Annotated in this window: 21 protein-coding genes; 15 read left to right on the top strand and 6 right to left on the bottom strand. The window is 65.5% G+C overall.

Annotation, left to right across the window (positions count from 1 at the left end; all coding sequences use genetic code 11):
• Window positions 1-245: 245 nt before the first annotated feature.
• Complete coding sequence (locus RSO41_RS02700) at window positions 246-1,184, bottom strand: LysR family transcriptional regulator (protein ID WP_315617525.1); 939 nt, start codon at window positions 1,182-1,184, stop codon at window positions 246-248.
• Window positions 1,185-1,445: 261 nt separating this feature from the next.
• Here RSO41_RS02700 and rhmD point away from each other — a divergent pair, with 261 nt between their 5' ends.
• The 9 genes from rhmD (at window position 1,446) to RSO41_RS02655 (ending at window position 10,279) form a co-directional block, all read left to right on the top strand.
• A complete protein-coding gene (gene rhmD, locus RSO41_RS02695) occupies window positions 1,446-2,630 on the top strand; it encodes an L-rhamnonate dehydratase (RefSeq protein WP_275286600.1) in 1,185 nt (394 codons plus the stop codon).
• Between the two features lie 33 nt (window positions 2,631-2,663).
• Window positions 2,664-2,987 (top strand): L-rhamnose mutarotase, encoded by a 324-nt coding sequence (rhaM, locus tag RSO41_RS02690; protein ID WP_315617524.1) that lies wholly within the window; start codon window positions 2,664-2,666, stop codon window positions 2,985-2,987.
• Window positions 2,988-2,992: 5 nt separating this feature from the next.
• On the top strand, window positions 2,993-3,892 hold the full coding sequence (locus RSO41_RS02685; RefSeq protein WP_315617523.1) for an amidohydrolase family protein: 900 nt from the start codon (window positions 2,993-2,995) through the stop codon (window positions 3,890-3,892).
• Between the two features lie 31 nt (window positions 3,893-3,923).
• On the top strand, window positions 3,924-4,694 hold the full coding sequence (locus tag RSO41_RS02680; RefSeq protein WP_315617522.1) for an SDR family NAD(P)-dependent oxidoreductase: 771 nt from the start codon (window positions 3,924-3,926) through the stop codon (window positions 4,692-4,694).
• Between the two features lie 9 nt (window positions 4,695-4,703).
• On the top strand, window positions 4,704-5,501 hold the full coding sequence (locus RSO41_RS02675; protein ID WP_315617521.1) for an HpcH/HpaI aldolase/citrate lyase family protein: 798 nt from the start codon (window positions 4,704-4,706) through the stop codon (window positions 5,499-5,501).
• A gap of 60 nt (window positions 5,502-5,561) precedes the next feature.
• Entirely contained in the window at window positions 5,562-7,001 is a 1,440-nt protein-coding gene (aldA, locus tag RSO41_RS02670; protein ID WP_315617520.1) for an aldehyde dehydrogenase, read from the top strand.
• A gap of 35 nt (window positions 7,002-7,036) precedes the next feature.
• Window positions 7,037-8,563, top strand: a complete 1,527-nt coding sequence (locus RSO41_RS02665) for a hypothetical protein (RefSeq protein ID WP_315617519.1) — start codon at window positions 7,037-7,039, stop codon at window positions 8,561-8,563.
• A 5-nt stretch (window positions 8,564-8,568) separates the two neighbouring features.
• Entirely contained in the window at window positions 8,569-8,769 is a 201-nt protein-coding gene (locus tag RSO41_RS02660) for a hypothetical protein (RefSeq protein ID WP_315617518.1), read from the top strand.
• 151 nt (window positions 8,770-8,920) lie between these two features.
• The gene (locus RSO41_RS02655; RefSeq protein WP_315617517.1) at window positions 8,921-10,279 is read left to right on the top strand and encodes a GntP family permease; all 1,359 of its coding nucleotides are present in this window, start codon (window positions 8,921-8,923) and stop codon (window positions 10,277-10,279) included.
• A gap of 42 nt (window positions 10,280-10,321) precedes the next feature.
• Here the strand turns inward: RSO41_RS02655 and RSO41_RS02650 are convergent, their stop codons facing one another.
• Entirely contained in the window at window positions 10,322-10,651 is a 330-nt protein-coding gene (locus tag RSO41_RS02650) for a DUF952 domain-containing protein (RefSeq protein ID WP_315617516.1), read from the bottom strand.
• A 78-nt stretch (window positions 10,652-10,729) separates the two neighbouring features.
• Between RSO41_RS02650 and RSO41_RS02645 the strand changes: the two genes are divergently transcribed.
• The 6 genes from RSO41_RS02645 to RSO41_RS02620 all read left to right on the top strand — a co-directional run bounded on the left by RSO41_RS02645 (window position 10,730) and on the right by RSO41_RS02620 (window position 16,088).
• Complete coding sequence (locus tag RSO41_RS02645) at window positions 10,730-11,656, top strand: LysR family transcriptional regulator (protein ID WP_315617515.1); 927 nt, start codon at window positions 10,730-10,732, stop codon at window positions 11,654-11,656.
• Window positions 11,657-11,777: 121 nt separating this feature from the next.
• Complete coding sequence (gene dctP, locus RSO41_RS02640; RefSeq protein WP_315617514.1) at window positions 11,778-12,821, top strand: TRAP transporter substrate-binding protein DctP; 1,044 nt, start codon at window positions 11,778-11,780, stop codon at window positions 12,819-12,821.
• A 54-nt stretch (window positions 12,822-12,875) separates the two neighbouring features.
• Window positions 12,876-13,367: a TRAP transporter small permease gene (locus RSO41_RS02635; RefSeq protein ID WP_315617513.1), complete on the top strand. Its 492-nt coding sequence runs from the start codon at window positions 12,876-12,878 to the stop codon at window positions 13,365-13,367.
• Window positions 13,367-14,644, top strand: coding sequence for a TRAP transporter large permease (locus RSO41_RS02630; protein WP_315617591.1), 1,278 nt, complete (start codon window positions 13,367-13,369; stop codon window positions 14,642-14,644). The genes RSO41_RS02635 and RSO41_RS02630 overlap by 1 nt, the downstream gene beginning before the upstream one ends.
• 4 nt (window positions 14,645-14,648) lie before the next feature.
• Complete coding sequence (locus RSO41_RS02625; protein ID WP_315617512.1) at window positions 14,649-15,413, top strand: M15 family metallopeptidase; 765 nt, start codon at window positions 14,649-14,651, stop codon at window positions 15,411-15,413.
• A 93-nt stretch (window positions 15,414-15,506) separates the two neighbouring features.
• Complete coding sequence (locus RSO41_RS02620) at window positions 15,507-16,088, top strand: hypothetical protein (RefSeq protein ID WP_315617511.1); 582 nt, start codon at window positions 15,507-15,509, stop codon at window positions 16,086-16,088.
• A 3-nt stretch (window positions 16,089-16,091) separates the two neighbouring features.
• On the opposite strand, the gene RSO41_RS02615 is transcribed toward RSO41_RS02620, so the two are convergent.
• The 4 genes from RSO41_RS02615 to RSO41_RS02600 all read right to left on the bottom strand — a co-directional run bounded on the left by RSO41_RS02615 (window position 16,092) and on the right by RSO41_RS02600 (window position 21,759).
• Complete coding sequence (locus tag RSO41_RS02615; protein ID WP_315617510.1) at window positions 16,092-17,903, bottom strand: TRAP transporter fused permease subunit; 1,812 nt, start codon at window positions 17,901-17,903, stop codon at window positions 16,092-16,094.
• Between the two features lie 66 nt (window positions 17,904-17,969).
• Window positions 17,970-18,932: a TAXI family TRAP transporter solute-binding subunit gene (locus RSO41_RS02610; RefSeq protein WP_315617509.1), complete on the bottom strand. Its 963-nt coding sequence runs from the start codon at window positions 18,930-18,932 to the stop codon at window positions 17,970-17,972.
• Between the two features lie 112 nt (window positions 18,933-19,044).
• Window positions 19,045-20,181 (bottom strand): Gfo/Idh/MocA family oxidoreductase, encoded by a 1,137-nt coding sequence (locus tag RSO41_RS02605; protein WP_315617508.1) that lies wholly within the window; start codon window positions 20,179-20,181, stop codon window positions 19,045-19,047.
• Between the two features lie 75 nt (window positions 20,182-20,256).
• On the bottom strand, window positions 20,257-21,759 hold the full coding sequence (locus tag RSO41_RS02600) for a CoA-acylating methylmalonate-semialdehyde dehydrogenase (RefSeq protein WP_315617507.1): 1,503 nt from the start codon (window positions 21,757-21,759) through the stop codon (window positions 20,257-20,259).
• Window positions 21,760-21,779 lie beyond the last annotated feature (20 nt).

The raw sequence follows: 21,779 nt of genomic DNA, 5'->3' as shown, positions 1-21,779 counted from the left end.
CTCCACCACTACCAGAAGAAAGCCACCCCCACGGGTGGCTTTTTTCGTCTGCAGCGCATGACGGCCAACGACGTGTCGGCACTCTCTCGACCGACAAGGGGTTCGATTCCCGCCGCCTCCACCACTACCAGAAGAAAGCCACCCCCACGGGTGGCTTTTTTCGTCTGCAGCGCATGACGGCCAACGACGTGTCGGTATGCTCTCGCCAGATGCCATGCGACGGCCACACGGGAGCGACCCACCACTCAATGCCCGGCAATGCTGCGCAGGATGGTGCACAGGTGGCGGACGGGCTCGCTGAGCGCCTCGTTCTTGCGGGTCAGGATACCGAAGGGCGAAAGCGTCTTGCCGACCGAGATCGGCAATGCCTTGATCGACCCGATCGCGAGATAGTCACGCAGCACCGATTCGGGCATCACCAGCACACCGTCGCTGCGCTTGACCAGTTGCAATGCCGCGAAGATCGAACCGCACTCGATGATGTCACGCGGCGACATCAGGCCCGCCAGCTCGAACTCTTTCTCCAGGACCTGTCGCGCCGGACTCTCCAATGGCTGCAGGATCCATGGCCAGGCTTCCAGCAGCGTCGCCAGCGACAACGCGGCCTCGTCCGCCAGCGGGTGATCGTGACGCACCACCGCCAGCATCGTCTCGTTGCCCAGTGACTCGAAGTCGAACTGATTATGCTGGAGCGCGGTCACGTAGCGGGCGATGGCGATATCGATCTTGTTCTGTGCCAGCAGTTCCACGAGCTGGTCACTGGTCTCGCCCAGCAGTCGCACCTGCAGTAGCGGACGCTGACGCTTCATTTCGATCACCGCCTCCGCCACCAGATCGGGCGCTGCCCCCATGATCGTCCCCAGTACCAGCTGGCCTTGATCCCCCAGTTGATGCCGATGCAGAGATTCGGCGCATCGATCAAGACGATTCAAGGCGCCGTGGGCGAACTCGATCAACACCTCCCCCAGCCGCGTCGGCTGCACACCGCGCGTGGTGCGCTCGAAGAGCCGACAATCGAAGGTCGCCTCGATTTCGCGCAGCATGCGCGTCGCCGCCGGCTGCGACATGTTCAGGGTCCTCGCCACCTGATGCAGGTTGCGGTGCTCGTCGAGCAAGGCAATCAGCAACAAGTGCTTGTAACGCAGCCGGTTGAGCAGCGCAGCTTGACGCATCGGTTCCGACATGGCGCCTTCCTCTTTTCCATGCTCTCTGCACCCAAGATAACGGGAAGCTATTCCGACACTCCCCATTCGACATTGGTCGAATTCCGCTCTATCCCTTGAATCTCGTGGACTCGCTGCAGAGCCCATGAGACCTCACCTCTACGCCAATAGATAACAAAAAGGTATCACAAGGGGCAGCCTCTGCATTAGTCAGACGTCGCTATCACGCGTATCTATTCCCCCACACCTTCTCCATTTGTCATCCATTGAAAGGACCGCATCATGCCGATGCCTACCATCAAGCACATCCGTGCCTATACCGTTCGCGGCGGCGGCGCCGATTACCATGACCAGGGCGACGGGCACTGGATCGATGGCCAGATATCGACGCCGATGAGCAAGTACCCCGAGTACCGCATGACCCGCAAGAGCTTCGGGCTGAACGTGCTCGGCACCCTGGTGGTCGAGGTCGAGGCCAGCGACGGCACCATCGGCTTCGCGGTGACCACCGCCGGCGAGATCGGCGCCTTCATCGTCGAGAAACACCTGGCACGCTTCGTCGAGGGACAGCGCGTCACCGACATCGAGCGCATCTGGGACCAGATGTTCAATGCCACGCTCTTCTATGGTCGCAAGGGCGTGGTGCTCAACACCATCTCCGGCGTCGACCTCGCGCTCTGGGACCTGCTGGGCAAGATTCGCCAGGAACCCGTGCATGCCATGCTCGGCGGCCCGGTCCGTGACGAGCTGACCTTCTACGCGACCGGCGCCCGGCCCGACCTGGCCCAGCAGATGGGGTTCATCGGCGGCAAGATGCCGCTCAAGCACGGGCCGGCCGAAGGCGATGCCGGGCTCGAGAAGAACCTCGCCCAGCTCGCCGACATGCGCGAGCGCGTCGGCGACGACTTCTGGCTGATGTTCGACTGCTGGATGAGCCTCGACGTCAACTACGCTACTCGGCTCGCCCAGAGGGCCCGAGAGTTCGACCTCAAGTGGATCGAGGAGGCCCTGCCGCCCGACGACTACTGGGGCTACGCCGAACTCAAGCGCAATGTCCCGACCGGCATGCTGGTCAACACCGGCGAGCACGAGGCGACCCGCTGGGGCTTTCGCATGCTGATGGAAATGGAGTGCTGCGATGTCATCCAGCCCGATGTCGGCTGGTGTGGCGGCGTCACCGAACTGATCAAGATCTCGGCACTGGCCGATGCCCACAACAAGCTGGTCGTGCCGCACGGCTCCTCGGTATACAGCTACCACTTCGTCGTCACCCGCCACAACAGCCCGTTCGCCGAGTTCCTGATGATGGCGCCCGACGCCGACAAGGTGGTGCCGATGTTCAATCCGCTGCTGCTCGACGAACCGGTACCGGAAAACGGCCGCATGCGCGCCTCCCGGCTCGATGCCCCCGGCTTCGGCGTGCGCCTGAATCCGGAAAGCCAGCTGGCACGTCCCTACGAGCACTGATTCCCTGCGAGTCCCGACCGAAGAGGAAACGACATGCCGATCCGTGCCCTGCGCATGACCCTGCATCCCGGCCAGGAAGACGAGTACCGGCGACGCCACGACGCCATCTGGCCGGCGCTGGTCACGGCATTGCGCGAAGCCGGTGTCGAGGAATATCGCATCTTCCTCGACCCCGAATCGCGCCATCTCTTCGCCATCATGACGCTGGCCGACGATCACCGTGTCGACGACCTGCCGTCACTGCCGGTGATGCAGCGCTGGTGGCACGCCATGGCCGATATCATGGACACCGAGCCGGACGCCTCGCCCCAGAGCGTGGCGCTGAATGAAGTGTTCACTCTGCTTTCCGAGGAATGACGACCATGCAAGTGATCGATGCCCACGTGCATTTCTGGCAGCTCGATCAGGGCAATCAGCCCTGGCTCGAGCGGCCGTCTCCCAACCTGCTCGGCGACTACAGCCCCATGGCCCACGATATCGGCCCGGCCGAACTGCGTCGTCAGCGCGGCGATATCGAGTTGCTGGGCGCCGTCCACGTCGAGGCGGACGCCGTCGACCCGGTTCGGGAGACGCGCTGGCTGACGACACTCGATGACGACGGCCAGCCACCGCTGCCTTCGGCACTGGTCATCGGCGCCGATCTCTCGACACCAGAGACCGCGCAAGTGCTCGAGGAACAGCTCGAGCACAGCGACAGGGTCTGCGGTGTGCGCCAGATCCTCAATGTGCACGAGGACCCCCTGTTCGATTACGTGGGTCGTCACTACATGAACGAGCCCGCCTGGCGCGATAACTTTCGCCTGCTGGCACGGCACGACCTCTCGTTCGACCTGCAGATCTACCCGGCCCAGATGGCGCAGGCCGCGGCGCTGGCGGCGGAACATCCCGACACGCTTTTCCTGCTCAATCACGCAGGCATGTATGTCGACCGTCAAAGTGTCGAGGGGTGGCGCGCCTGGCGCGATGGTCTGCGCGAACTGGCCGCACGGGACAACGTCGCCATCAAGTTGAGTGGTTTCGGCATGCTCGATCACCACTGGACGGTCGGCAGCATCCGGTCACTGATTCTCGAGGCGATCGACGCCTTCGGCGTGGAGCGCAGTCTCTTTGCCTCCAATTTCCCGGTGGATGGGCTCTACGCTCGCTACGCGGATATCTGGCACGCCTACGCCGAGGTCGTCGCCGATGCCTCGCCCGACGAACGACGGGCGCTCTTCATCGGCAACGCCCGACGCCTGTACCGCCTCGCGCCCCACGCCTGACATCGCCGACACCCGACCCCTGGAGTCCTCCATGCTTCTCAACGACAAGACCGTCATCGTCACCGGCGCCTCACGTGGCATCGGCCGCGCCGCCGCCCTGGAATGCGCCCGCCAGGGTGCCAACCTGGTCATCGGCTACAGCGGCAGCGACAGCAGCCGGCCGCTGGTCGACGAACTGATCGGCGAGATCCGCTCGCTCGGCCGCGATGCCACCGCGGTGGGTGCCCCCGCGGGTGACCCGGATACCGGCGACAAACTCGTCGACGCCGCCGTCCATCACTTCGGCAGTGTCGATGTGTTCGTCAACAATGCCGGCATCTGTCCGTTCCACGGTTTCCTCGACATGCCCCGGGAGACCTATCTGGAAACCGTCAACACCAACCTCAACGGGGCCTATTTCGCCGTACAGGCCGCCGCCAACCGCATGAAAGAACAAGGCACCGGGGGGTCGATCATCGCAGTGAGCTCGATCAGTGCGCTGGTCGGCGGCGCCATGCAGACCCACTACACGCCGACCAAGGCCGGCCTGCTGTCGCTGATGCAATCCTGCGCCGTCGCCCTGGGCCCTTACGGCATCCGCTGCAATGCCCTGCTGCCGGGCACCATCGAGACTGATATCAACAAGGGCGACCTGGCCGACCCGGACAAGCGCGACTACATGATCGGCCGCACGCCGCTGGGCCGACTGGGACGCCCGGAAGACATGGCCGGCCCGATCGCCTTCCTCGCCTCCGACATGGCGGCCTACGTCACCGGCGCCTCGCTGCTGGTCGACGGCGGCATGTTCGTCAACCTGCAGTAGGAGCCCGGCATGCAACTTCCCCGCAACCCTTTCAAGCACGCGCTCGACGGCCACACGCGGTATGGCTGCTGGGCCGGTTTCGGCACCGCCTACGCCGCCGAGATCCTCGCCACTACCGGCTTCGACTGGCTACTGATCGATGGCGAGCACGCCCCCAACCCGGTGCCGGCCATACTCGGCCAGCTCCAGGCCGTGGCGCCCTATGACAGCGCCCCGGTGGTACGCGCCGTCGATCACGACCCGGCTCTGATCAAGCGGCTGCTCGACATCGGCGCCCAGACCCTGATGGTGCCGATGGTGGATACCGCCGAACAGGCCGAGGCCCTGGTACGCGCCACACGTTTCCCGCCGCAGGGTATCCGCGGCGTGGGCGGCGGCCTGACCCGAGCGACGCGCTGGGACGCCGTGCCGGACTACATCGAGACCGCCCACCGGGAGCTGTGCCTGATCGTCCAGGTCGAGTCACCGCAGGGCATCGACAATGTCGAGGCCATCGCCGCCGTGGATGGCGTCGATGCGGTCTTCATCGGCCCCGCCGACCTCTCTACCGGGATCGGTCATATCGGCAACCCCGGGCACCCCGAGGTACAGGCGATGATCCGGCGCGCCTTCGATGCCGCCCAGGCGGCCGGCAAGGCCACCGGCATCCTCGCGCCAGCCGAATCCGATGCCCGGCGCTATGCCGAGTGGGGCTTCGACTTCATCGCCGTGGGCATCGACATCAGCCTGCTGCGCCAGGCCGCCCTGCAGACCGTGGATCGCTACAAGCCCGGTGCTTCCCGAACGACCTCATCCGCGACGTACTGAATCGCAACGCCAACGACACGCACGACAACGCCATAACATCACAACGAGAGGAGTCGAATCATGGCCAGCGACATCCAGACCCACCAGAACTACATCAACGGCACTTTCGTCCCTGCCCGCGAGCATCTCGAGGTGCGCAATCCCGCCAATGGGCAACTGCTCTCGCATGCACCGGACGCTTCACCCGATGACGTCGAGCGCGCCCTGGTCGCCGCGCGCGCCGCCCAGAAACCCTGGTCGCGCCTGCCTGCCGTAGAGCGTGCCGCCTATCTGCAACGCCTCGCCAACGAGATACGCCGAGACGCCAAGTCCCTGGCGCGGATCATTACCGAGGAACAGGGCAAGGTCTCCGGTCTGGCCGAAGTCGAGGTCAATTTCACCGCGGATTACCTCGACTACATGGCCGGCTGGGCACGGCGCATCGAAGGCGAGATCATCGAAAGCGACCGTCCCGGCGAAAACATCTTCCTGTTTCGTAAGCCGCTCGGCGTGGTCGCCGGCATCCTGCCGTGGAACTTCCCGTTCTTCCTGATCGCCCGCAAGATGGCGCCGGCTCTGGTTACCGGCAACACCGTGGTGATCAAACCCAGCGAGGAAACGCCCAACAACTGCTTCGCCTTCACTCGCCTGCTCGACCGAATCGGCCTTCCCGAGGGCGTGTTCAACGTGGTCAGCGGTAGCGGCGCCGGCACCGGTAATGCCCTGACGGCGAGCTCACAGGTGGACATGGTCAGCTTCACCGGCAGCGTCGAGACCGGCTCGCGCATCATGCGCGGTGCCGCCGACAACATCACCAAACTCAACCTGGAGCTGGGCGGCAAGGCACCGGCCATCGTCCTCGACGACGCCGATATCGACCTCGCCGTGCAGTCGATCCGGGCCTCTCGCATCATCAATACCGGTCAGGTCTGCAACTGTGCCGAACGCGTCTACGTGCAACGCGGCGTGGCCGACGAGTTCACCGACAAGCTCGCCCGTGCCATGGCCGAGACCACCTACGGCGATCCGCTGGCACAACCGGACATCGAGATGGGGCCGCTGATCAACCAGCAGGGGCTCGACAAGGTGGCCGCCATGGTCGAGCGCGCCTCCCGGGACGGTGCCGAAACGATCACCGGCGGCCGTGTCGCCGACCTCGGCCAAGGCTTCCACTATCAGCCCACGGTACTCGCCGGCTGCCGCAGCGACATGGAGATCATGCGCCGGGAAATCTTCGGCCCCGTCCTGCCGATCCAGGTCGTCGACGATCTGGACGAGGCCGTCCGGCTGGCCAACGACTCCGATTACGGCCTGACCTCCTCGGTCTATACCCGAGACCTTGCCCGCGCCATGCACGCCTGTCGCGAGATCGATTACGGCGAGACTTACATCAACCGCGAAAACTTCGAGGCGATGCAGGGCTTCCATGCCGGCACTCGCAAGTCGGGAATCGGGGGCGCCGATGGCAAGCACGGCCTCTACGAATATACCCATAGCCATGTGGTCTATCTCGAGGTCTGAGCCCCGACACCCAACAACGACTGGAGGGACTCGCCATGGGCGCGACATCCCATGAAACACGAGCCACCGCGGCGCCGGCGGGCAGCGAATATGAGCGCCAGCCCGTTCCCGACGAGGCGCGACTGGGGTTCAAGAATTTTCTCGGCATGTATGCCGGCGAACACACCGCCGGCACCGAACTGATGATCGGCCCGCTGTTCGTCCTGGCGGGCGTCTCGGCCTTCGACGTGGTCATCGGTCTGCTCGTCGGCAATGCCCTGGCGGTACTGAGCTGGCTTTTCCTAACGGCCCCCATCGGGACCCGGGCACGACTGACGCTCTACTACCACCTCGAGAAGATCGCCGGGCGCTACACCGTCATCCTCTACAACTTGGCCAACGGTCTGGCGTTCTGCTTTCTCGCCGGTGCCATGATCACCGTCTCCGCCACCGCAGTGGGGGTCTGGTTCGGCTTTCCGCTGCCGACACTGGCGGACATGACGCCGAACAGCATCGGCTGGGTGCTCAGCGTGCTCGGGGTCGGCATCGTGATCACCATCGTGGCGGCCTATGGCTATCGCTTCGTGTCCTGGTTCGCCAACATCGCCGCCCCCTGGATGGTCTTGATCTTCCTCGGCTTCGGTATCGTCTCGCTGAAGTGGTTCATCGATGCCACAGGGACGACCGTCGCGTCCGCCGGCGACCTGTGGCACCTGGCCGAAACGGCGATCTGGACCGGCGTGCACGTGCCCGGGCAGCCGGACTTCACCGTCTGGCATGTCATCTTCTTTGCCTGGTTCGCCAACATGGCCATGCACATCGGCATGTCCGACCTCTCCGTGCTGCGTTTCGCGCGCAAGAGCTGGTACAGCATCGCCTCGGCGGCGGGCATGTATGTCGGCCACTTCATGGCCTGGTTGGCAGCCTCCATGCTGTTCGCTTTCCAGATGTATGACGCCGGCCTGAGCAGCGAGGCCGCCGTGATTGCCGCGGTGGAAGGCGGCCGTATACCTGACCCGCTTCCCGGCCCCCTGGCCGATCAGGCACTGGGCGTGGCGGGTCTGATCTGCGTGATCATTGCCGGTTGGACCACTGCCAATCCGACCATCTACCGGGCCGGGCTCGCCTTTCAGGCCGTCATCCCCCGGGCCTCGCGGTTCCACGTCACGATCGGCACGGGTCTGCTGACCACCCTCGTGGCGATGTTCCCTGGCGTGGCCATGCAACTGCTGGGCTTCGTGGCCCTGTACGGCCTGCTGTTGATGCCGATCGGCGCCGTGATCGTCATCGACTACTGGGTACTCCCGAAGCTCGGCCTGAAGAGCTTCTACGCCGAGTACGCAGGTCACCGGTTGACCATGCCGGCATTGGGAACCTGGCTGATCACCCTGGCGATCTGCCTGGTGCTGGTGCGGTTCGCGAATATCGAGATCTTCTTCGTGGCCCTGCCCGGCTGGTTCATCGCCGCCGTCCTGTTCACCGGCCTGAGCTTCCTGGCACAGCGTCGACGAACCGTACCCGATCCCACCATGAACACGGCGACCGCCCCTGACGGCGCGATCACCACCGCGACGAGGGAGTAACCACCATGCGCACGATTCTCCAGTTCCTCTCGCTGTCGATGCTCGTCCTGACGGTACTGTTCCCGAGCCTGTACCTGTTCGATGTCCTCGGCGAGGTCGCGATGAAGTGGGCGCTGCTGTTCGTCACGCTCATCTGGTTTGCCGTCACGCCGCTCTGGATGGGGCGTCAGCCCCCGGCGACCCGACACGGGCGACGCGGCTCTTGAACCACTGACCGGTGGCCTCGGCGATCGATGCCGAGGCCCGTCACCCCAGAAACGCCATTCGCTCAGGGCGTCCACCACGACAGGATGACCGGGCTGCCCCGGTCGTCATGGACAGGCTCGTCCCGACAACGACCCTTCGAGAGTTCTCGCCATGGAAATTCTGCATCTCGCGATCGCCATATCGCTCATCCTGCTCCTGATTCTCTACGCCAAGCTGAACCCTGCCATCAGCCTGATCATCGGCAGTCTCTATCTCGGCCTTGCCATGGGACTCGGCATGACCGGCACCGTGGACGCCATCAGCGGCGGCTTCGGCGACATCATGGCCGGCATCGGTCTGCCCATCGGTTTCGGGGTGATCATCGGCCAATTGATGAGCGACTCCGGTGCCGCCCACAAGATCGCCCATACCCTGGTGAAGAGTGCGCCACGCGGTGCGGGACTCTATGCCCTGGGGCTGACCGGCTTCCTGCTGTCGATCCCGGTCTTCTTCGACGTGACCTTCGTGATCCTGGTGCCGCTGGGTGTTGCACTGGCCAAGACACTCGGTCGCCCCCTGCCCTATGCCATTGGGGCCTTGGTCATCGGGGCCGCCACCTCGCACACTATCGTGCCGCCGACCCCCAACCCGCTGGCGGCGGCCACCATTCTGGACTTCGATATTGGGGTCATGACCTTTGCCGGCCTGGGGGTCGGTCTGATCACCGCCCTGGTGGTGATGAAACTCTACTTCCTGATTCTCGACAGGGGCATCTGGAACGCCCGCACGGACGAGTTGGGCGTCGCCACGGTAGGCGGTGGTGACACAACGGCACCAGCCGGTTTCGACCGGATACCTCTCTGGCAGGCTCTGCTGCCGATCGCCCTGCCGATCCTGCTGATCCTGAGCGGTACCCTCTATGATTACTGTCAGCAACTGGGCGTGCTGGCCGGCGACGACGTCCCAGCCTTCGTGGCCTTCATCAGCGACCGCATCGTCGCCCTGATGGCCGGCGCCCTGGCGGCCTATGCCGTGGCCGCACGCGGCATGAGTCGCGACGAGCGCGACACCGCGGCCGCCACCGGTCTGCAGACCGCCGGCATGGTCCTCCTGGTCACCGGCGCCGGCGGTTCGCTGGGCAGCGTGATCGAGGCGACCCAGATCGGCCAGACGCTGGTCGACAGCGTCTTCCGAGAGACCCAGTCGGGGCTCAGCATGATCCTGCTCACCTATGGCCTGGCAGCGATCTTCCGTATCGCCCAGGGCTCGGGCACTGTCGCCGGCATCACCGCCATGACGATCATGGCCGGCGCCGCCTCCACCGGTGTGGTCGACCCGATCTGGATCGCCCTGGCGGCCCTGTCGGGTGGTATCAGCATCGGCCACGTCAATGACAGCGGCTTCTGGATCACGACCCAGCTCGCCGGTTTCAGCGTACGCGGCGGATTCAAGACCTACACGCTAGGCGAAGCCCTGGTATCCCTGGTGATCCTGGCGCTGACGCTGACGGGCGCCGCCATCTGGGGCTGAGCCCCGACGCGAGGCCATGCATGTTTCGAGGCGGGGTAGCGCCTAACGCTCCAGCAATCCCGCCTCGATGCGCCGGACCGCCACCACCGCCTCGGTCGGCAGGGCCTCGATACGTGCCAGCGGTCTCGGCCAGGGTTCCTCCTCGGTCGGCTCACGCCATTCGATACTCTCAGCAAACCCGCTGGGGTCCACTTCCAGTACCAACGGCCGTTCCTCCCGGGCGAAATACCGGCGCGCCGTATAGTCCACCGCCGCCGCGACATTCAAGTGCACGCCGTCGGCCCGGTTATCATTGCCGCAACGCGACACCTTGCCGGAACGGCATGCCGCTTCCCAGGTCGCCTCCGGCAACACGCGATACAATGGCTCCATGCCCGCCTCCCAGACCCATGGTGTTCGCCTTGAGCGTAGCGGGTGTCGTAACCGTCCACCAGCCGTCATGGAGTCCTGATGCTCAACCAGCGTGCCCTGGCCTATCTCAGCGAGGTGATCCGTCGTGGTTCCCTGCGCGGCGCGGCCACGCATCTGCATGTGGATGTCTCGGCCATCAGCCGACGGATCAAGCTGCTCGAGGAAACCCTCGACGTCGCCCTGCTCGAGCGGCATGCCGGCGGCGTCAAGCCCACCGAAGCGGGCCGCCTGCTGGTCGATCATCATCATGCCCAGCGCGGTGCGGAGGACGCCGTGATCTCCCGACTCCGCGCCCTGCAGCAACTGGTCAGCGGCCAGGTTCGCATTGCGGTGGGCGAGGGCTTCATCGCCGACTTGATCGATGCGCCGCTGCAGACCTTCATGACCGCCTACCCCGGCATCGACATCGCCGTGGAAATGGCCGGCGTCAACGAGGCCATGGCACTGGTCAAGGCCCGTGAGGTCGATCTCGCTCTTCTCTACGCGCCGCCCATCGATCCCCAACTGCATTGTCATGTCGAGACCCGCCAACCGCTCGACTTGATCGTGCCGACGGGTCACCCCCTGGCCGGCCGCACCACGCCGGTTTCATTGCACGAGTTCGCCGACTGGCCCCTGGCCCTGATGGACAATCCCTTCGGCATGCGCCAGATGGTCAATGCCGTGGCGCATCAAGAGCGCCTGCACCTGCATGCGCGGCTGCACACCAATTCGGTCGCGGTGTTGAAGAATTTCGTCCGCTCGGGCATCGGTGTGACCTTCATGCCGGAGTTGACCGTGGCCGAGGAGATCCAGCAGGGCGACATCGCCGTGCTACCGCTCGCCCACCGAGTGCTGAACGGTGCGCGGGCACAGATCGTCAGCCGCGTCGATCGCGAATTGACCGTCGCCGGCCGTACCTGCCTGGACCACTTGCGACACGGCATGCGCTTCTTTCAGGACGATGCCCCCAGGCTGCTGAGCTAGCGTTGATATAAAAGCAACATTCATGGGTTTGAATAGTCAACGAGACAACGCCTAGTCTCGTTCCATGCCGGTCGTTCACCGGCACGAGACACCCCAACAACAACCCTTGCAGGAGACTCCCATGGCCGTCCTTCGTCCTACCTTCTTCCGTCCCGCTCCGCTCGCTGCCGCCTGCCTGCTCGGCGCCGCCACCCTGAGCGGTAGCGTCCAGGCCGCCACCACGGTCAATCTCGGCTACAACGGCGCCCCGGACCCCGAAAAGAACGCGGTGCATGTCTTCGCCACCGACCTCAAGGAACGGGTCGAGGAGAAGACCGACGGCGAGATCGAGCTCAAGCTCTACCCGAACAGTATGCTCGGCGAGGAGCAGGAGCGCATGGAGCAGGTCATGAGCTCGCCCGGGCTCAACATTGCCTCCTTCGCCGGCATGTCACCGGTCGTGCCCGAGATCTACGCCAGCGCCATCCCCTTCCTGTTCGATGACTTCGATGACGCCCGCCAGTTCTTCGATGAAGGCGAATACTGGCAGGCGGTGGAGGGCGACCTGCGCGAGCGGGCCGGCCTGGAGCTCCTGGCGGTGGTCGAGGAAGGCGGTTTCCTGGCCTTCACCAACGACGAACGCCCCATCGCCTCGCCGGACGACTTCGAAGGCCTACGCTTCCGTGCCATGGACCCGAGCCAGGTGGCGCTCTACGAAGCCTTCGGCGCTTCCGGTACGCCGATTCCCTGGACCGAGGTCTACATGGCCTTGAAGACCGGGGTGGCCGACGGCCAGATGAACCCGCCGATGTACATCATCCTCGGCAGCCTCTATGAAGTGCAGGACTATCTGACCCTGGCCAACATCCAGTACTCGGACCAGTTCCTGGTCGGCAATGCCGCCATGATCGATGGCTGGGACGAGGAAATGCGCAGCGCCTTCCAGGAAGCCGTGGCCGAAGCGAATCAGATGGCCCGTGACCACAACGAGGCCAGGGTGGATGAGCGCATCGCCTACCTGGAAGAACAGGGCATGGAGATCATTCGCCCCGACGAGGAGCAGTTGGCCGCCTTCCGCGAGCAGGGACAACCGGCCTACCTCGACTGGCTCGAGCAGCAGGACATCGCGCCTCGCTACATCGACATGGCCCTCGAGGACGCCGGCCTGGATCCGCAAGGCGAATAACGTCCCACTCCGGCCCGGGCGCACTCAGCCCGGGCCCGTCGCACGGAAACTCCTATGCTTTCGCATCTCTCTCGGCTGCCGGATCTGACCCGGCGGGCCGCCCTGACGCTGGCCGGCAGCCTGTTGCTCGTCGATCTGCTGGCCATGCTGTATGGCGTTGTCATGCGCTACCTGGCCGGCGGCGCCCCGATCTGGACCGATGAACTGGCCCGTTACCTGATCATCGGCGGCGTCATGCTGGCGGCCGGCGCGGTCTGGGTCGAGGGTGGGCACATGCGCGTGGCACTGATCGAGCGTCTGCTGCCCCGCCCCCTGTGTCGCCTACTCAATGTCTATCAATGGCTGTTGACGCTGACCCTGGCCGTGGCCGGCGCGATCTTCAGCTATCGCTATGCGCAATCGGTGTCGATGTTCACCAGCCAGGGGCTCGGCATCAGCCGTACCATCCCGGTGATGGCCCTACCGACCGGCTTCGCCCTGCTCGCCTGGCAGGCCCTGTGGCATGGGCCGGCGCCGCTACCGACTCTGGAGGAGCCGTCATCATGATGACCTTGACCATGTTCGCGGTCTTCCTGACGCACGTGCTGCTCGGCCTGCCCCTGTTCATCGCGCTGCTGACCACCGCCGTGGTCGGCTTTCTGTTCGTCGATCCGGCGATGATCCCGCGCATGATGCCCCAGCAATTCTTCGGTGGCATCAATGCCTTCTCGCTGATGGCCATTCCATTGTTCATTCTTGCCGGCAATCTGATGAATGCCAGCCGCCTCACCGACCGGCTGATGGCACTGGCCCGCCTGCTGGTCGGCCACCTGCGCGGCGGCATGGGCCACGTCAACGTGGTATCCAGCGTCTTCTTCGCCGGTGTCAACGGCTCGGCGGTGGCCGACACCTCGGCGCTGGGGTCGCTGCTGGTGCCCCCCATGCGCAAGGAAGGCTATTCCACCGCCTTCGCCGCCGGTCTCACCGCAGGCAGTTCCCTGATCGGTCCGATCATTCCGCCCAGCATCTTCATGATCCTCTACGCCTCGCTGACCAATACCTCGGTCGGCGACCTCTTCCTGGCCGGCGTGATTCCCGGCCTGCTGCTGGGCGCCGCCTTCATGGCCATGAATGCCTGGTATGCCCGGCGCCGCGGGCTCGAGAAGCGCGGCGGCTGGCCCGGCGGCGCCGAGCTCGCACGTGCCGGCCTGAGCGCCCTGCCGGCGCTGATCGCGCCTGTCATCATCGTCGCCGGCATCGTCATGGGCTTGGTCACGCCCACCGAATCCGGCGCGCTCACCGCGCTCTATGTGGCGCTCTACGGCCTGGCGATGGGCAACCTCGGCCCTCGCGACTTCTGGCGCGCCATCGTCGATACGACACGACTGACGGCCGCCATCTTCATCATCATGGCGGCGTCGGCCACGGTCAGCTGGCTGCTCTCCTATGCCCAGGTCCCGAGCCAGTTCGTCGAGCTTCTGACGCCCTATATCGAGCAGCCCGTGGTGATCTTGCTGCTGCTCAGCGCCATCACCTTCATCACCGGCATGTTCATGGAAGAGGTCTCGGCCCTGATGCTGCTCACCCCCATCTTCGCACCGGTGGCGATGATGGCGGGCATCGACCCTGTGCACCTGGGCATCATCATCACCCTCAACATCACCATCGCCCTGATCACGCCGCCCATGGGCGCCTGCGTGTTCGTGGCGGCGGCGGTCAGCCGGCTGGAAATCACCGCCCTGTTTCGCACCATCTGGCCTTTCGTTGTCACGGCGTTACTGGTGCTGCTGGCCCTGATTCTGTTCCCTTCGCTGACCCTGTGGCTCCCGACGATTCTTGGATGACCCGATGAACCGATCCGACCCCGACACCCCCCACGCCGACACGCCGATTCCGCATCGCGCCGAGCCGGACTGGCTGGCAGTCGGCCGCCTGCCGATCACCGGCAGCGACGAGCCGCTGGTGCCGATGAGCCTGGCGCCGCCGCCGATCAAGGTTTTCCCGGCCTACGCCCGCATGGGCATCCCCGGCGCCATCGATGAATGCTATGTCCGTGAGGGCGTCTACCGACGCTTGCTGGCGGTGGCTCGCGCTCTGCCCGAAGGGTTGAGCCTGCTGGTGCTGGATGGCTGGCGGCCCTGGCGGGTCCAGCAGTATCTGTTCGAGACCCTGCAGGCCACGATCCAGGCCAATCACCCCGGGCTCGATGACCAGGAACTGCTGGTGCGCACCCGCGAGTTCGTCGCCCAACCCAGCACCGAGCCGACGGCGCCCAGCCCGCACCTGACCGGTGGCGCCGTGGACGTGACCCTGTGCGACGCCGACGGCCTGCCACTGGACATGGGCACGCTGTTCGACGAAGCCGTTCCCGCATCGCATGCCGATGCGCTGGAGGCCGAGCTGGAAGAAGGCGACCGACGTCACCAGGCCCGGAAAAACCGCCGGCTGCTCTATCACGCCATGCACGCCCAGGGCTTCACCAACCTGCCCAGCGAATGGTGGCATTACGATCTCGGCGACCAGCTCTGGGCTCATTACGGCGGGCATGCCAGCGTGCCTTACGGCCCGGCGGAGCTGGATACCATCGAGAACCGCTGGCGGCGTCAGCTCTGACGACGCCTCGGCGGCCGGGACCCTTCATCGACAGGCCGGTTATACTGGCCGCCTTCGAAACGGCACCACGACATCGATACCGAGGGACGCCTGATGCGATTCGCCACCCTGGGCCCCGACGACAGCAACCACGCCATGATCCTGCGTCGCTACCTGGCGGAACGCGGCCTGGAGAACGCCTCGATCACGCTGGTCGACGACTTCACTTCGGCCTTCGAGTCCCTGGTGGCCAAAAGGCTCGATTACGTGCTGCAGGTCACGGCCCATCCCGCTCATGCCGACTGCGTCGGCCACTACATGCACCGCGCCTTCCCGGTCGACAGCTTCATCGCCGCCAGCCGGCCACTGGCCATCATCGCGCGTCGAGACCGACCTCGCCCCCGTTCGCTGGCCCTGCAACCGGCAACTCGGCACTACGCCGATCTCGCCGACTGGCCGGCACAACGCGATATGCCGACCATCGTGGCCGTGGCCGAGGCAGTACTCACCGGCGAGGTGGACGCCGGGCTCATGGCTGAAGAAATGGCCGAGCGTCACCCTGACACGCTATACCGATGCCAATCGCTGGGCGCCGCACTGGACACCTGGGTGCTGTTTGGCCATCAACCGCTCGACCGCGGCCCCATGCTGTGGCCCGAGGCCCCGATCGCCGACCGCTTCCACGACGACCAGTAGCACCTAGCGCAGGAAAATGACCGCCAGCCCGGCGGCCACCAGCACCAGGCGCCAGATGAGCGCGCGCCGGGCAATCAGCCCATGGGAAATCGCCAGCAGTCCCGCTCCGACCAGGCCGGTCTCGACCAGCGCCCGCCAGGGTGTCTCCGCCAGATGGATGATCTCCGGCCTGGCGACCATCGCCAGCGGGATCAGGTACAGCCCGATCCCCAGCGACATCGCGCGCAGGGCGACCTTGATCCAGTTCTCGCCGGCCATGCCGGCAGCGATGAAGACCCCGCCGCAGACCGGCGGCGTGATAGTCGAGAGCAGGGCATACCAGAACACGAACAAATGGGCGAGCAACGGTGGCAGGCCCAGTTCGGTCAACGCCGGACCGGCCACCGACACACAGATCACATAGGCCGCCGTAGTGGGCACTTCCATGCCCAGCACCAGGCATGCCAAGGCGGTGAGCAGTAGTGCCGGCCAAAGGGCGCCGCCGGACAACGAGAGGATCGCCGAGGTGACCTTGACGCCAAGCCCGGTCATCGCCAGCACCCCGATGACCAGCGAGGCGCAGATGATGATCGCGCCGATGGTCGCCACCTGGCGCCCGGCGAGCACCATGGCGTCGGCCAGACGCGCCACCAGCCCCCGCCACGACGGCACCAGGCGTGAATCCAGCCACAACAGCGCCGCTCCGACGAAGATCGCCAGGCTGGCGGCATACTGGGGTGTATTGCCGGCATGGAAGATCCGCTCGAGCAGCACCGCGAAGGGCACGGCGAAGAACAGCCCTGTCATCCACACCTCACGCAGGGCGGGCCGATCGTCGGCCCCCACCGGGCGGAGGTCATGGCGGGTGGCATAGGCGTTGATGCCCATCCACACCGTGGCAAAGTAAAGCAGTGCCGGCAGCATGGCGGCGGCCATGATCTCGGTATAGGGGGTGCCGGTGAGCTCCACCATGACGAAGGCACCGGCCCCCATCAGCGGCGGCATGATCTGCCCGCCCGAGGATGCCACCGCCTCGACGGCGGCCGCCAGTGCCCGGGGGTAGCCCAGGCGGGTCATGGACGGGATGGTGATCGCTCCAGTGGACGCCACATTGGCCGACGCCGACCCCGAAATGGAGCCCATCAGTGCCGAGGACACCACCGAGACCTTGGCGCCGCCACCGGTCAAGCGACCGGCGACCAGGCCCGCCAGGTTCATGAAGCCCTTGCCGGCCTCGCCGGCATTCAGCACCGCCCCGAAGATCACGAAGATCGCCACCACCCCGACGCTGACACCGGTCAACTTGCCCCATAAGCCGCCCTCGGCGATGGTCAGCGACCCGACCAGGCTGGCTGCCGGCAACCCCGGGTGCCCGAACTCCCCTGGCACGTACTGGCCGCAGAAGGCATAGAGCAGCGCCACCGCCGCCACCAGCGGCAACGGCCAGCCAATGGCCCGACGCGCGGTCTCCAGGGCCAGCACGATCAGAAAGCCCCCGATGACCATTTGCAATGATGTATCGATGAAACCGTACTGCCCGGCCAGGGCTTCCTCATTGACGGCGATCCATAGGCAGGCAGCCACGCCGAGCAGCGTCAGCACCCAGCCGCTCCAGCGCTGCCAGGGCGTTCGCGCGGCGAATACCAGCACCCAGGGCAGGATCAGCGCCATGTGCAACGGGCGGCTCACCAGGGCCGGGGTCAGCCCGTAGAAGATCAGACCGAGATGGAAGACGACCGAGAGAGCGCCCAGCCCGACCCAGGGAAGACGGACACCCGGGCCGCTGGACGCTGCCGCCTCGGCGGCATGCGATGAGGAAGAGGAAGTGGAAGACATGGAACCGTCACGACAAGGGACCAGCGAGCGCCACCGCGATACCGCGGCGGCCCGGGCAAGCAAGGATCAGCGCAGCGTCTCTGGTATCTCGACGCCGGCTTCCTCGTAGTAACGCAGCGCCCCCGGATGCAACTCGCCTCGCATGTTGGCGAGCATCGAGGGCGACACGCTGCGCCACCAGGGCGAGCTCTCGGCCATCGCCTCGCGCCGTTCCCAGAAGGTCTTCGTCAGGGTATAGGCGGTGTCGTCGTCCATGCCGGTGGTCGTGTAGGCGGCCACCGGCAGTGACGTCGTCATCACCGGCTCGTCGATACCCGCATAGGTGCCGGCGGGAATCTCCTGTGGCGTCGCGCCGGTCTCGGCGACCTGCTCCTCGGTCATCGATACCAGCCCCACCGGCATGCTGGCTGCGGTCTCGATCACGTTGGGCGCGGGAAAGGAGCCGGCCGTGGCGAAGGCGTCGATCTGGCCATTCTTGAGCGCGTCAGGCGCACTGCCCACATCGGCATCGTCGACCTCGACGGCTTCGGTGAGGCCGAACAGCTCGAGATAGCGCGCCGCCTCACGAGCCCCGAAGGACCCCTGACCGATCAGCAGGTGCTGACCCGCCAGGTCATCCAGACGCAAGGCATCCTGCTTCCCGGCCACCACCAGATGCATGGTCAACGAGGGAATCGGGAAGAGTCCGCGGATCTCCTGGAAACGCGGATGCCGGCGCTCGGCGAAGGGGCCCTCGCCGGCCACGGCCTTGGCCGCCAACGACGGCGGCGTGGTGAACACATAGTTGCCCCGACGAGCCATCACCTCCATGACGTTCTGGACCGAGCCCTGGCTCTCTTCCAGGGTCAGGGTCATGGCACCGTCGGTGCCGGCCTTGATGGCCTCCGATAGCTCCACGCCCATCTGATAGTAGGCCGTGCCGGCGGATGCGGACTTATAGGTGATGCGAGTATCGGCCGACGCCGCCAGGGACATGGTGCCCAGCCAGAGCGCGGCGAACGCCGCGAGAGAACGCGGAAAGTGACGCATGGGGGTCTCCAGTGCTGCGGTCGGGCACCTGCGGGTGCCTCGTTGTGGATCGACCGCCAGCATATTCGACATGACGCAAGGACGCCATCCGCCGCGGCCACGGAGCTCGACCTCACGGGCTAGCCGACACGGCGACCCACCCACCTTCGTGATGCGAGCGCTCGATGGCCTCGATCATGCGGTTGACCCGTGCCGCTTCCCGAAAATCCGGGTAGAGGATCCGATTGTCCACGATGCCCGCCACCAGGTCGCGAATCTCGATGATCTTCTGGTCGTTGAAGCCCAGACCATGACCGGGGGCAGGACTGAAGGCCGCATAGTCCGGGTGCTCGGGGCCGACCAGCAGGGTACGGAAGCCCCGGCGCCCCTCGGGCCCTTCACACTTGTAAAGCTGCAGCTCGTTCATCCGCTCCTGGTCGAAGACGATGGTCCCCTTGGTGCCGACGAGGGTATAGCCCAGCCCCATCTTGCGACCGGTCGCGACCCGTGACGTCTCGATGTTGCCGATCAAGCCGCCATCGAAGCGCAACAGTGCCTGAGCCTGATCGTCGTTCTCCACCTCGCTCGAGCCGTCATGCCCGTCAGGCAACGCTCGCTGGGATATCACTGTCTGCAACTGGCCGCACACCTCGCCGATGCGCTGGCCGGTGAGATACTCCGCCATGTTGAGGATATGCGAGCCCAGATCCCCCAGGGCGCCGGCTCCCGCAGTGGCACGCCGAGTGTGCCAGTCCAGGGGCTTGGCCGGATCGGCCAGGTAATCCTCGTTATGGCATCCTCGGAAGTGAACCAGCTTGCCGATCTCGCCACTATGAACGATTTCCCGGGCCAGTTGGGTCGCCGCATTGCGGATATAGTTGAACCCCACCAGCGTCTTGACGTTGACCGCCTCGGCGGCCTCGACCATCTCCTGGGCATCGGCAGCGGAGAGGGCCAAGGGTTTCTCGGTGTAGACATGCTTGCCAGCGGTGATGGCGGCCAGGGCCATCTCCTTGTGCAGAAAGTTCGGGGCACAGATGTCGACCACGTCCACATCCGGGTCTTGCACCAGGGTCTTCCAGTCGCCAGTGGAGCGGGAAAAGCCCAGTTCCCGCGCCTTGCAGGCGGCCTGCTCGTCATCGACGTCAGCAAGCAGTTCGCAGACCGGGAAGGCTGGCAGGGAAAAGACGGTAGGCGCCGCCTTCAGGGCGATAGCGTGAGCCTTGCCCATGAAGCCGGTGCCGATCAGGCCGAACTTGAGATCTGCCATCCTATCGTCCTCACAAGACATGGCGATGCCGGGCCTCTCGGCCCGGCATCGCACTGGGTAGTCAGTTGGCGTGCCTCAGAGGGTCGGCATGGTGAAGTGATTGGTCTCCTCGCGGATGCCGCTCGGCCAGCGCTGGGTGATGGTCTTCATGCGGGTGTAGAAGCGCACGCCGTCGGGACCGTGCATGTGCAGCGGGCCGAACAGCGAGCGCTTCCAGCCGCCGAAGCTGTGGAAGGCCATGGGTACCGGGATCGGTACGTTGACGCCGACCATGCCGACCTGAATCTGTTCGCAGTACTGACGGGCGGCATCACCGTCTCGGGTGAAGATGGCGGTACCGTTGCCATACTCGTGGTCGTTGATCATCGACACGGCCTCATCAAAGCTCGCCGCCCGGGCGATGGCCAACACCGGACCGAAGATCTCCTCGCTGTGGATGCGCATCCCGGGCGCGACGCGGTCGAACAGCGTGCCGCCGATGAAGTAGCCGTCGCCGGCGCCCTCGATGACCGCCTCGCGGCCGTCGACCACCAGTTCGGCCCCCTCGTCCACGCCGGCCTGGATATAGCCCTTGACCTTCTCCAGGTGCTCGCGGGTGACCAGCGGGCCCATGTCGTTGTCCGGTCCCTCGACGAGGCCCGGGCCAACGCGCAGCTTGCCGAGTTCCTCCACGAGTTTGGCGCGCAGGCGCTCGGCAGTCTCCTCGCCCACCGGCACGGCCACGGAAATGGCCATGCAGCGCTCGCCGGCGGAGCCATAGGCCGCGCCCATCAGCGCGCTCACCGCCTGGTCGATGTCGGCATCGGGCATCACCACCATGTGGTTCTTGGCCCCGCCCAGGGCCTGGACACGCTTGCCATGCGCCGAGGCGGTGGCATAGATGTACTCGGCGATCGGCGTGGAGCCCACGAAGCTCACCGCCTGGACGCGCTCGTCGGTGAGCAGCACGTCCACCGCCTCCTTGTCGCCGTTGACCACGTTGAACACGCCGTCGGGCAGGCCGGCCTCGCTGAGCAGCTCGGCCAGGCGCATCGGGGTGGACGGGTCCTTCTCGGAGGGCTTCATGATGAAGGTATTGCCGCAGGCCAGGGCGATGGGGAACATCCACATCGGCACCATGGCCGGGAAGTTGAACGGCGAGATCCCCGCGCAGACCCCGAGCGGTTGCATCATCGAGTAGCTGTCGACGCCGGTGCCGACGTTCATCGAGTGTTCACCCTTCTGCAGGTGCGGGATGCCGCAGGCGAACTCCACCACTTCCAGGCCGCGAGTCACTTCGCCCTTGGCGTCGGAAAACACCTTGCCGTGCTCGCTGGCAATCAGGCGGGCCAACTCGTCGGCATGCTCCTCGACCAGCGCCTTGAACTTGAAAAGAATGCGCGAGCGCTTGAGCGGCGAGAGCTTCGACCAGGTGGCGAAGGCCGCCTCGGATGAGGCGATTGCCTCGCGGGTCTCGTCGGCGGAGGCCAGGGCGACCCGGGCACTCTGCTCGCCGGAAGCCGGGTTGTAGACCGGTGCAGAACGTTCGCTGCGACCGTCGACGTGGCGGCCGTTGAGATAGTGGTGAATCTGATTCATGACGTTACCTTCTGAGAAAC

Origin of the sequence: Halomonas sp. I1, assembly GCF_032334135.1 — a bacterium.
In the GTDB taxonomy this organism is placed as follows: Bacteria; Pseudomonadota; Gammaproteobacteria; order Pseudomonadales; family Halomonadaceae; genus Halomonas.
The sequence above is the reverse complement of the archived record's forward strand: the minus strand, read 5'-3'. Positions and strand labels throughout refer to the sequence as shown.

Bases quoted from the DNA above. Each gene is read 5' to 3' on its own strand.
- RSO41_RS02685 (WP_315617523.1), top strand. From the start codon at position 2,993: ATGCAAGTGATCGATGCCCACGTGCATTTCTGGCAGCTCGATCAGGGC.
- RSO41_RS02660 (WP_315617518.1), top strand. From the start codon at position 8,569: ATGCGCACGATTCTCCAGTTCCTCTCGCTGTCGATGCTCGTCCTGACG.
- RSO41_RS02605 (WP_315617508.1), bottom strand. From the start codon at position 20,181: ATGGCAGATCTCAAGTTCGGCCTGATCGGCACCGGCTTCATGGGCAAG.
- RSO41_RS02665 (WP_315617519.1), top strand. From the start codon at position 7,037: ATGGGCGCGACATCCCATGAAACACGAGCCACCGCGGCGCCGGCGGGC.
- aldA (WP_315617520.1), top strand. From the start codon at position 5,562: ATGGCCAGCGACATCCAGACCCACCAGAACTACATCAACGGCACTTTC.
- dctP (WP_315617514.1), top strand. From the start codon at position 11,778: ATGGCCGTCCTTCGTCCTACCTTCTTCCGTCCCGCTCCGCTCGCTGCC.
- rhaM (WP_315617524.1), top strand. From the start codon at position 2,664: ATGCCGATCCGTGCCCTGCGCATGACCCTGCATCCCGGCCAGGAAGAC.
- RSO41_RS02675 (WP_315617521.1), top strand. From the start codon at position 4,704: ATGCAACTTCCCCGCAACCCTTTCAAGCACGCGCTCGACGGCCACACG.
- RSO41_RS02625 (WP_315617512.1), top strand. From the start codon at position 14,649: ATGAACCGATCCGACCCCGACACCCCCCACGCCGACACGCCGATTCCG.
- RSO41_RS02680 (WP_315617522.1), top strand. From the start codon at position 3,924: ATGCTTCTCAACGACAAGACCGTCATCGTCACCGGCGCCTCACGTGGC.
- RSO41_RS02700 (WP_315617525.1), bottom strand. From the start codon at position 1,184: ATGTCGGAACCGATGCGTCAAGCTGCGCTGCTCAACCGGCTGCGTTAC.
- rhmD (WP_275286600.1), top strand. From the start codon at position 1,446: ATGCCGATGCCTACCATCAAGCACATCCGTGCCTATACCGTTCGCGGC.
- RSO41_RS02645 (WP_315617515.1), top strand. From the start codon at position 10,730: ATGCTCAACCAGCGTGCCCTGGCCTATCTCAGCGAGGTGATCCGTCGT.
- RSO41_RS02600 (WP_315617507.1), bottom strand. From the start codon at position 21,759: ATGAATCAGATTCACCACTATCTCAACGGCCGCCACGTCGACGGTCGC.
- RSO41_RS02650 (WP_315617516.1), bottom strand. From the start codon at position 10,651: ATGGAGCCATTGTATCGCGTGTTGCCGGAGGCGACCTGGGAAGCGGCA.
- RSO41_RS02635 (WP_315617513.1), top strand. From the start codon at position 12,876: ATGCTTTCGCATCTCTCTCGGCTGCCGGATCTGACCCGGCGGGCCGCC.
- RSO41_RS02630 (WP_315617591.1), top strand. From the start codon at position 13,367: ATGACCTTGACCATGTTCGCGGTCTTCCTGACGCACGTGCTGCTCGGC.
- RSO41_RS02655 (WP_315617517.1), top strand. From the start codon at position 8,921: ATGGAAATTCTGCATCTCGCGATCGCCATATCGCTCATCCTGCTCCTG.
- RSO41_RS02620 (WP_315617511.1), top strand. From the start codon at position 15,507: ATGCGATTCGCCACCCTGGGCCCCGACGACAGCAACCACGCCATGATC.
- RSO41_RS02615 (WP_315617510.1), bottom strand. From the start codon at position 17,903: ATGTCTTCCACTTCCTCTTCCTCATCGCATGCCGCCGAGGCGGCAGCG.
- RSO41_RS02610 (WP_315617509.1), bottom strand. From the start codon at position 18,932: ATGCGTCACTTTCCGCGTTCTCTCGCGGCGTTCGCCGCGCTCTGGCTG.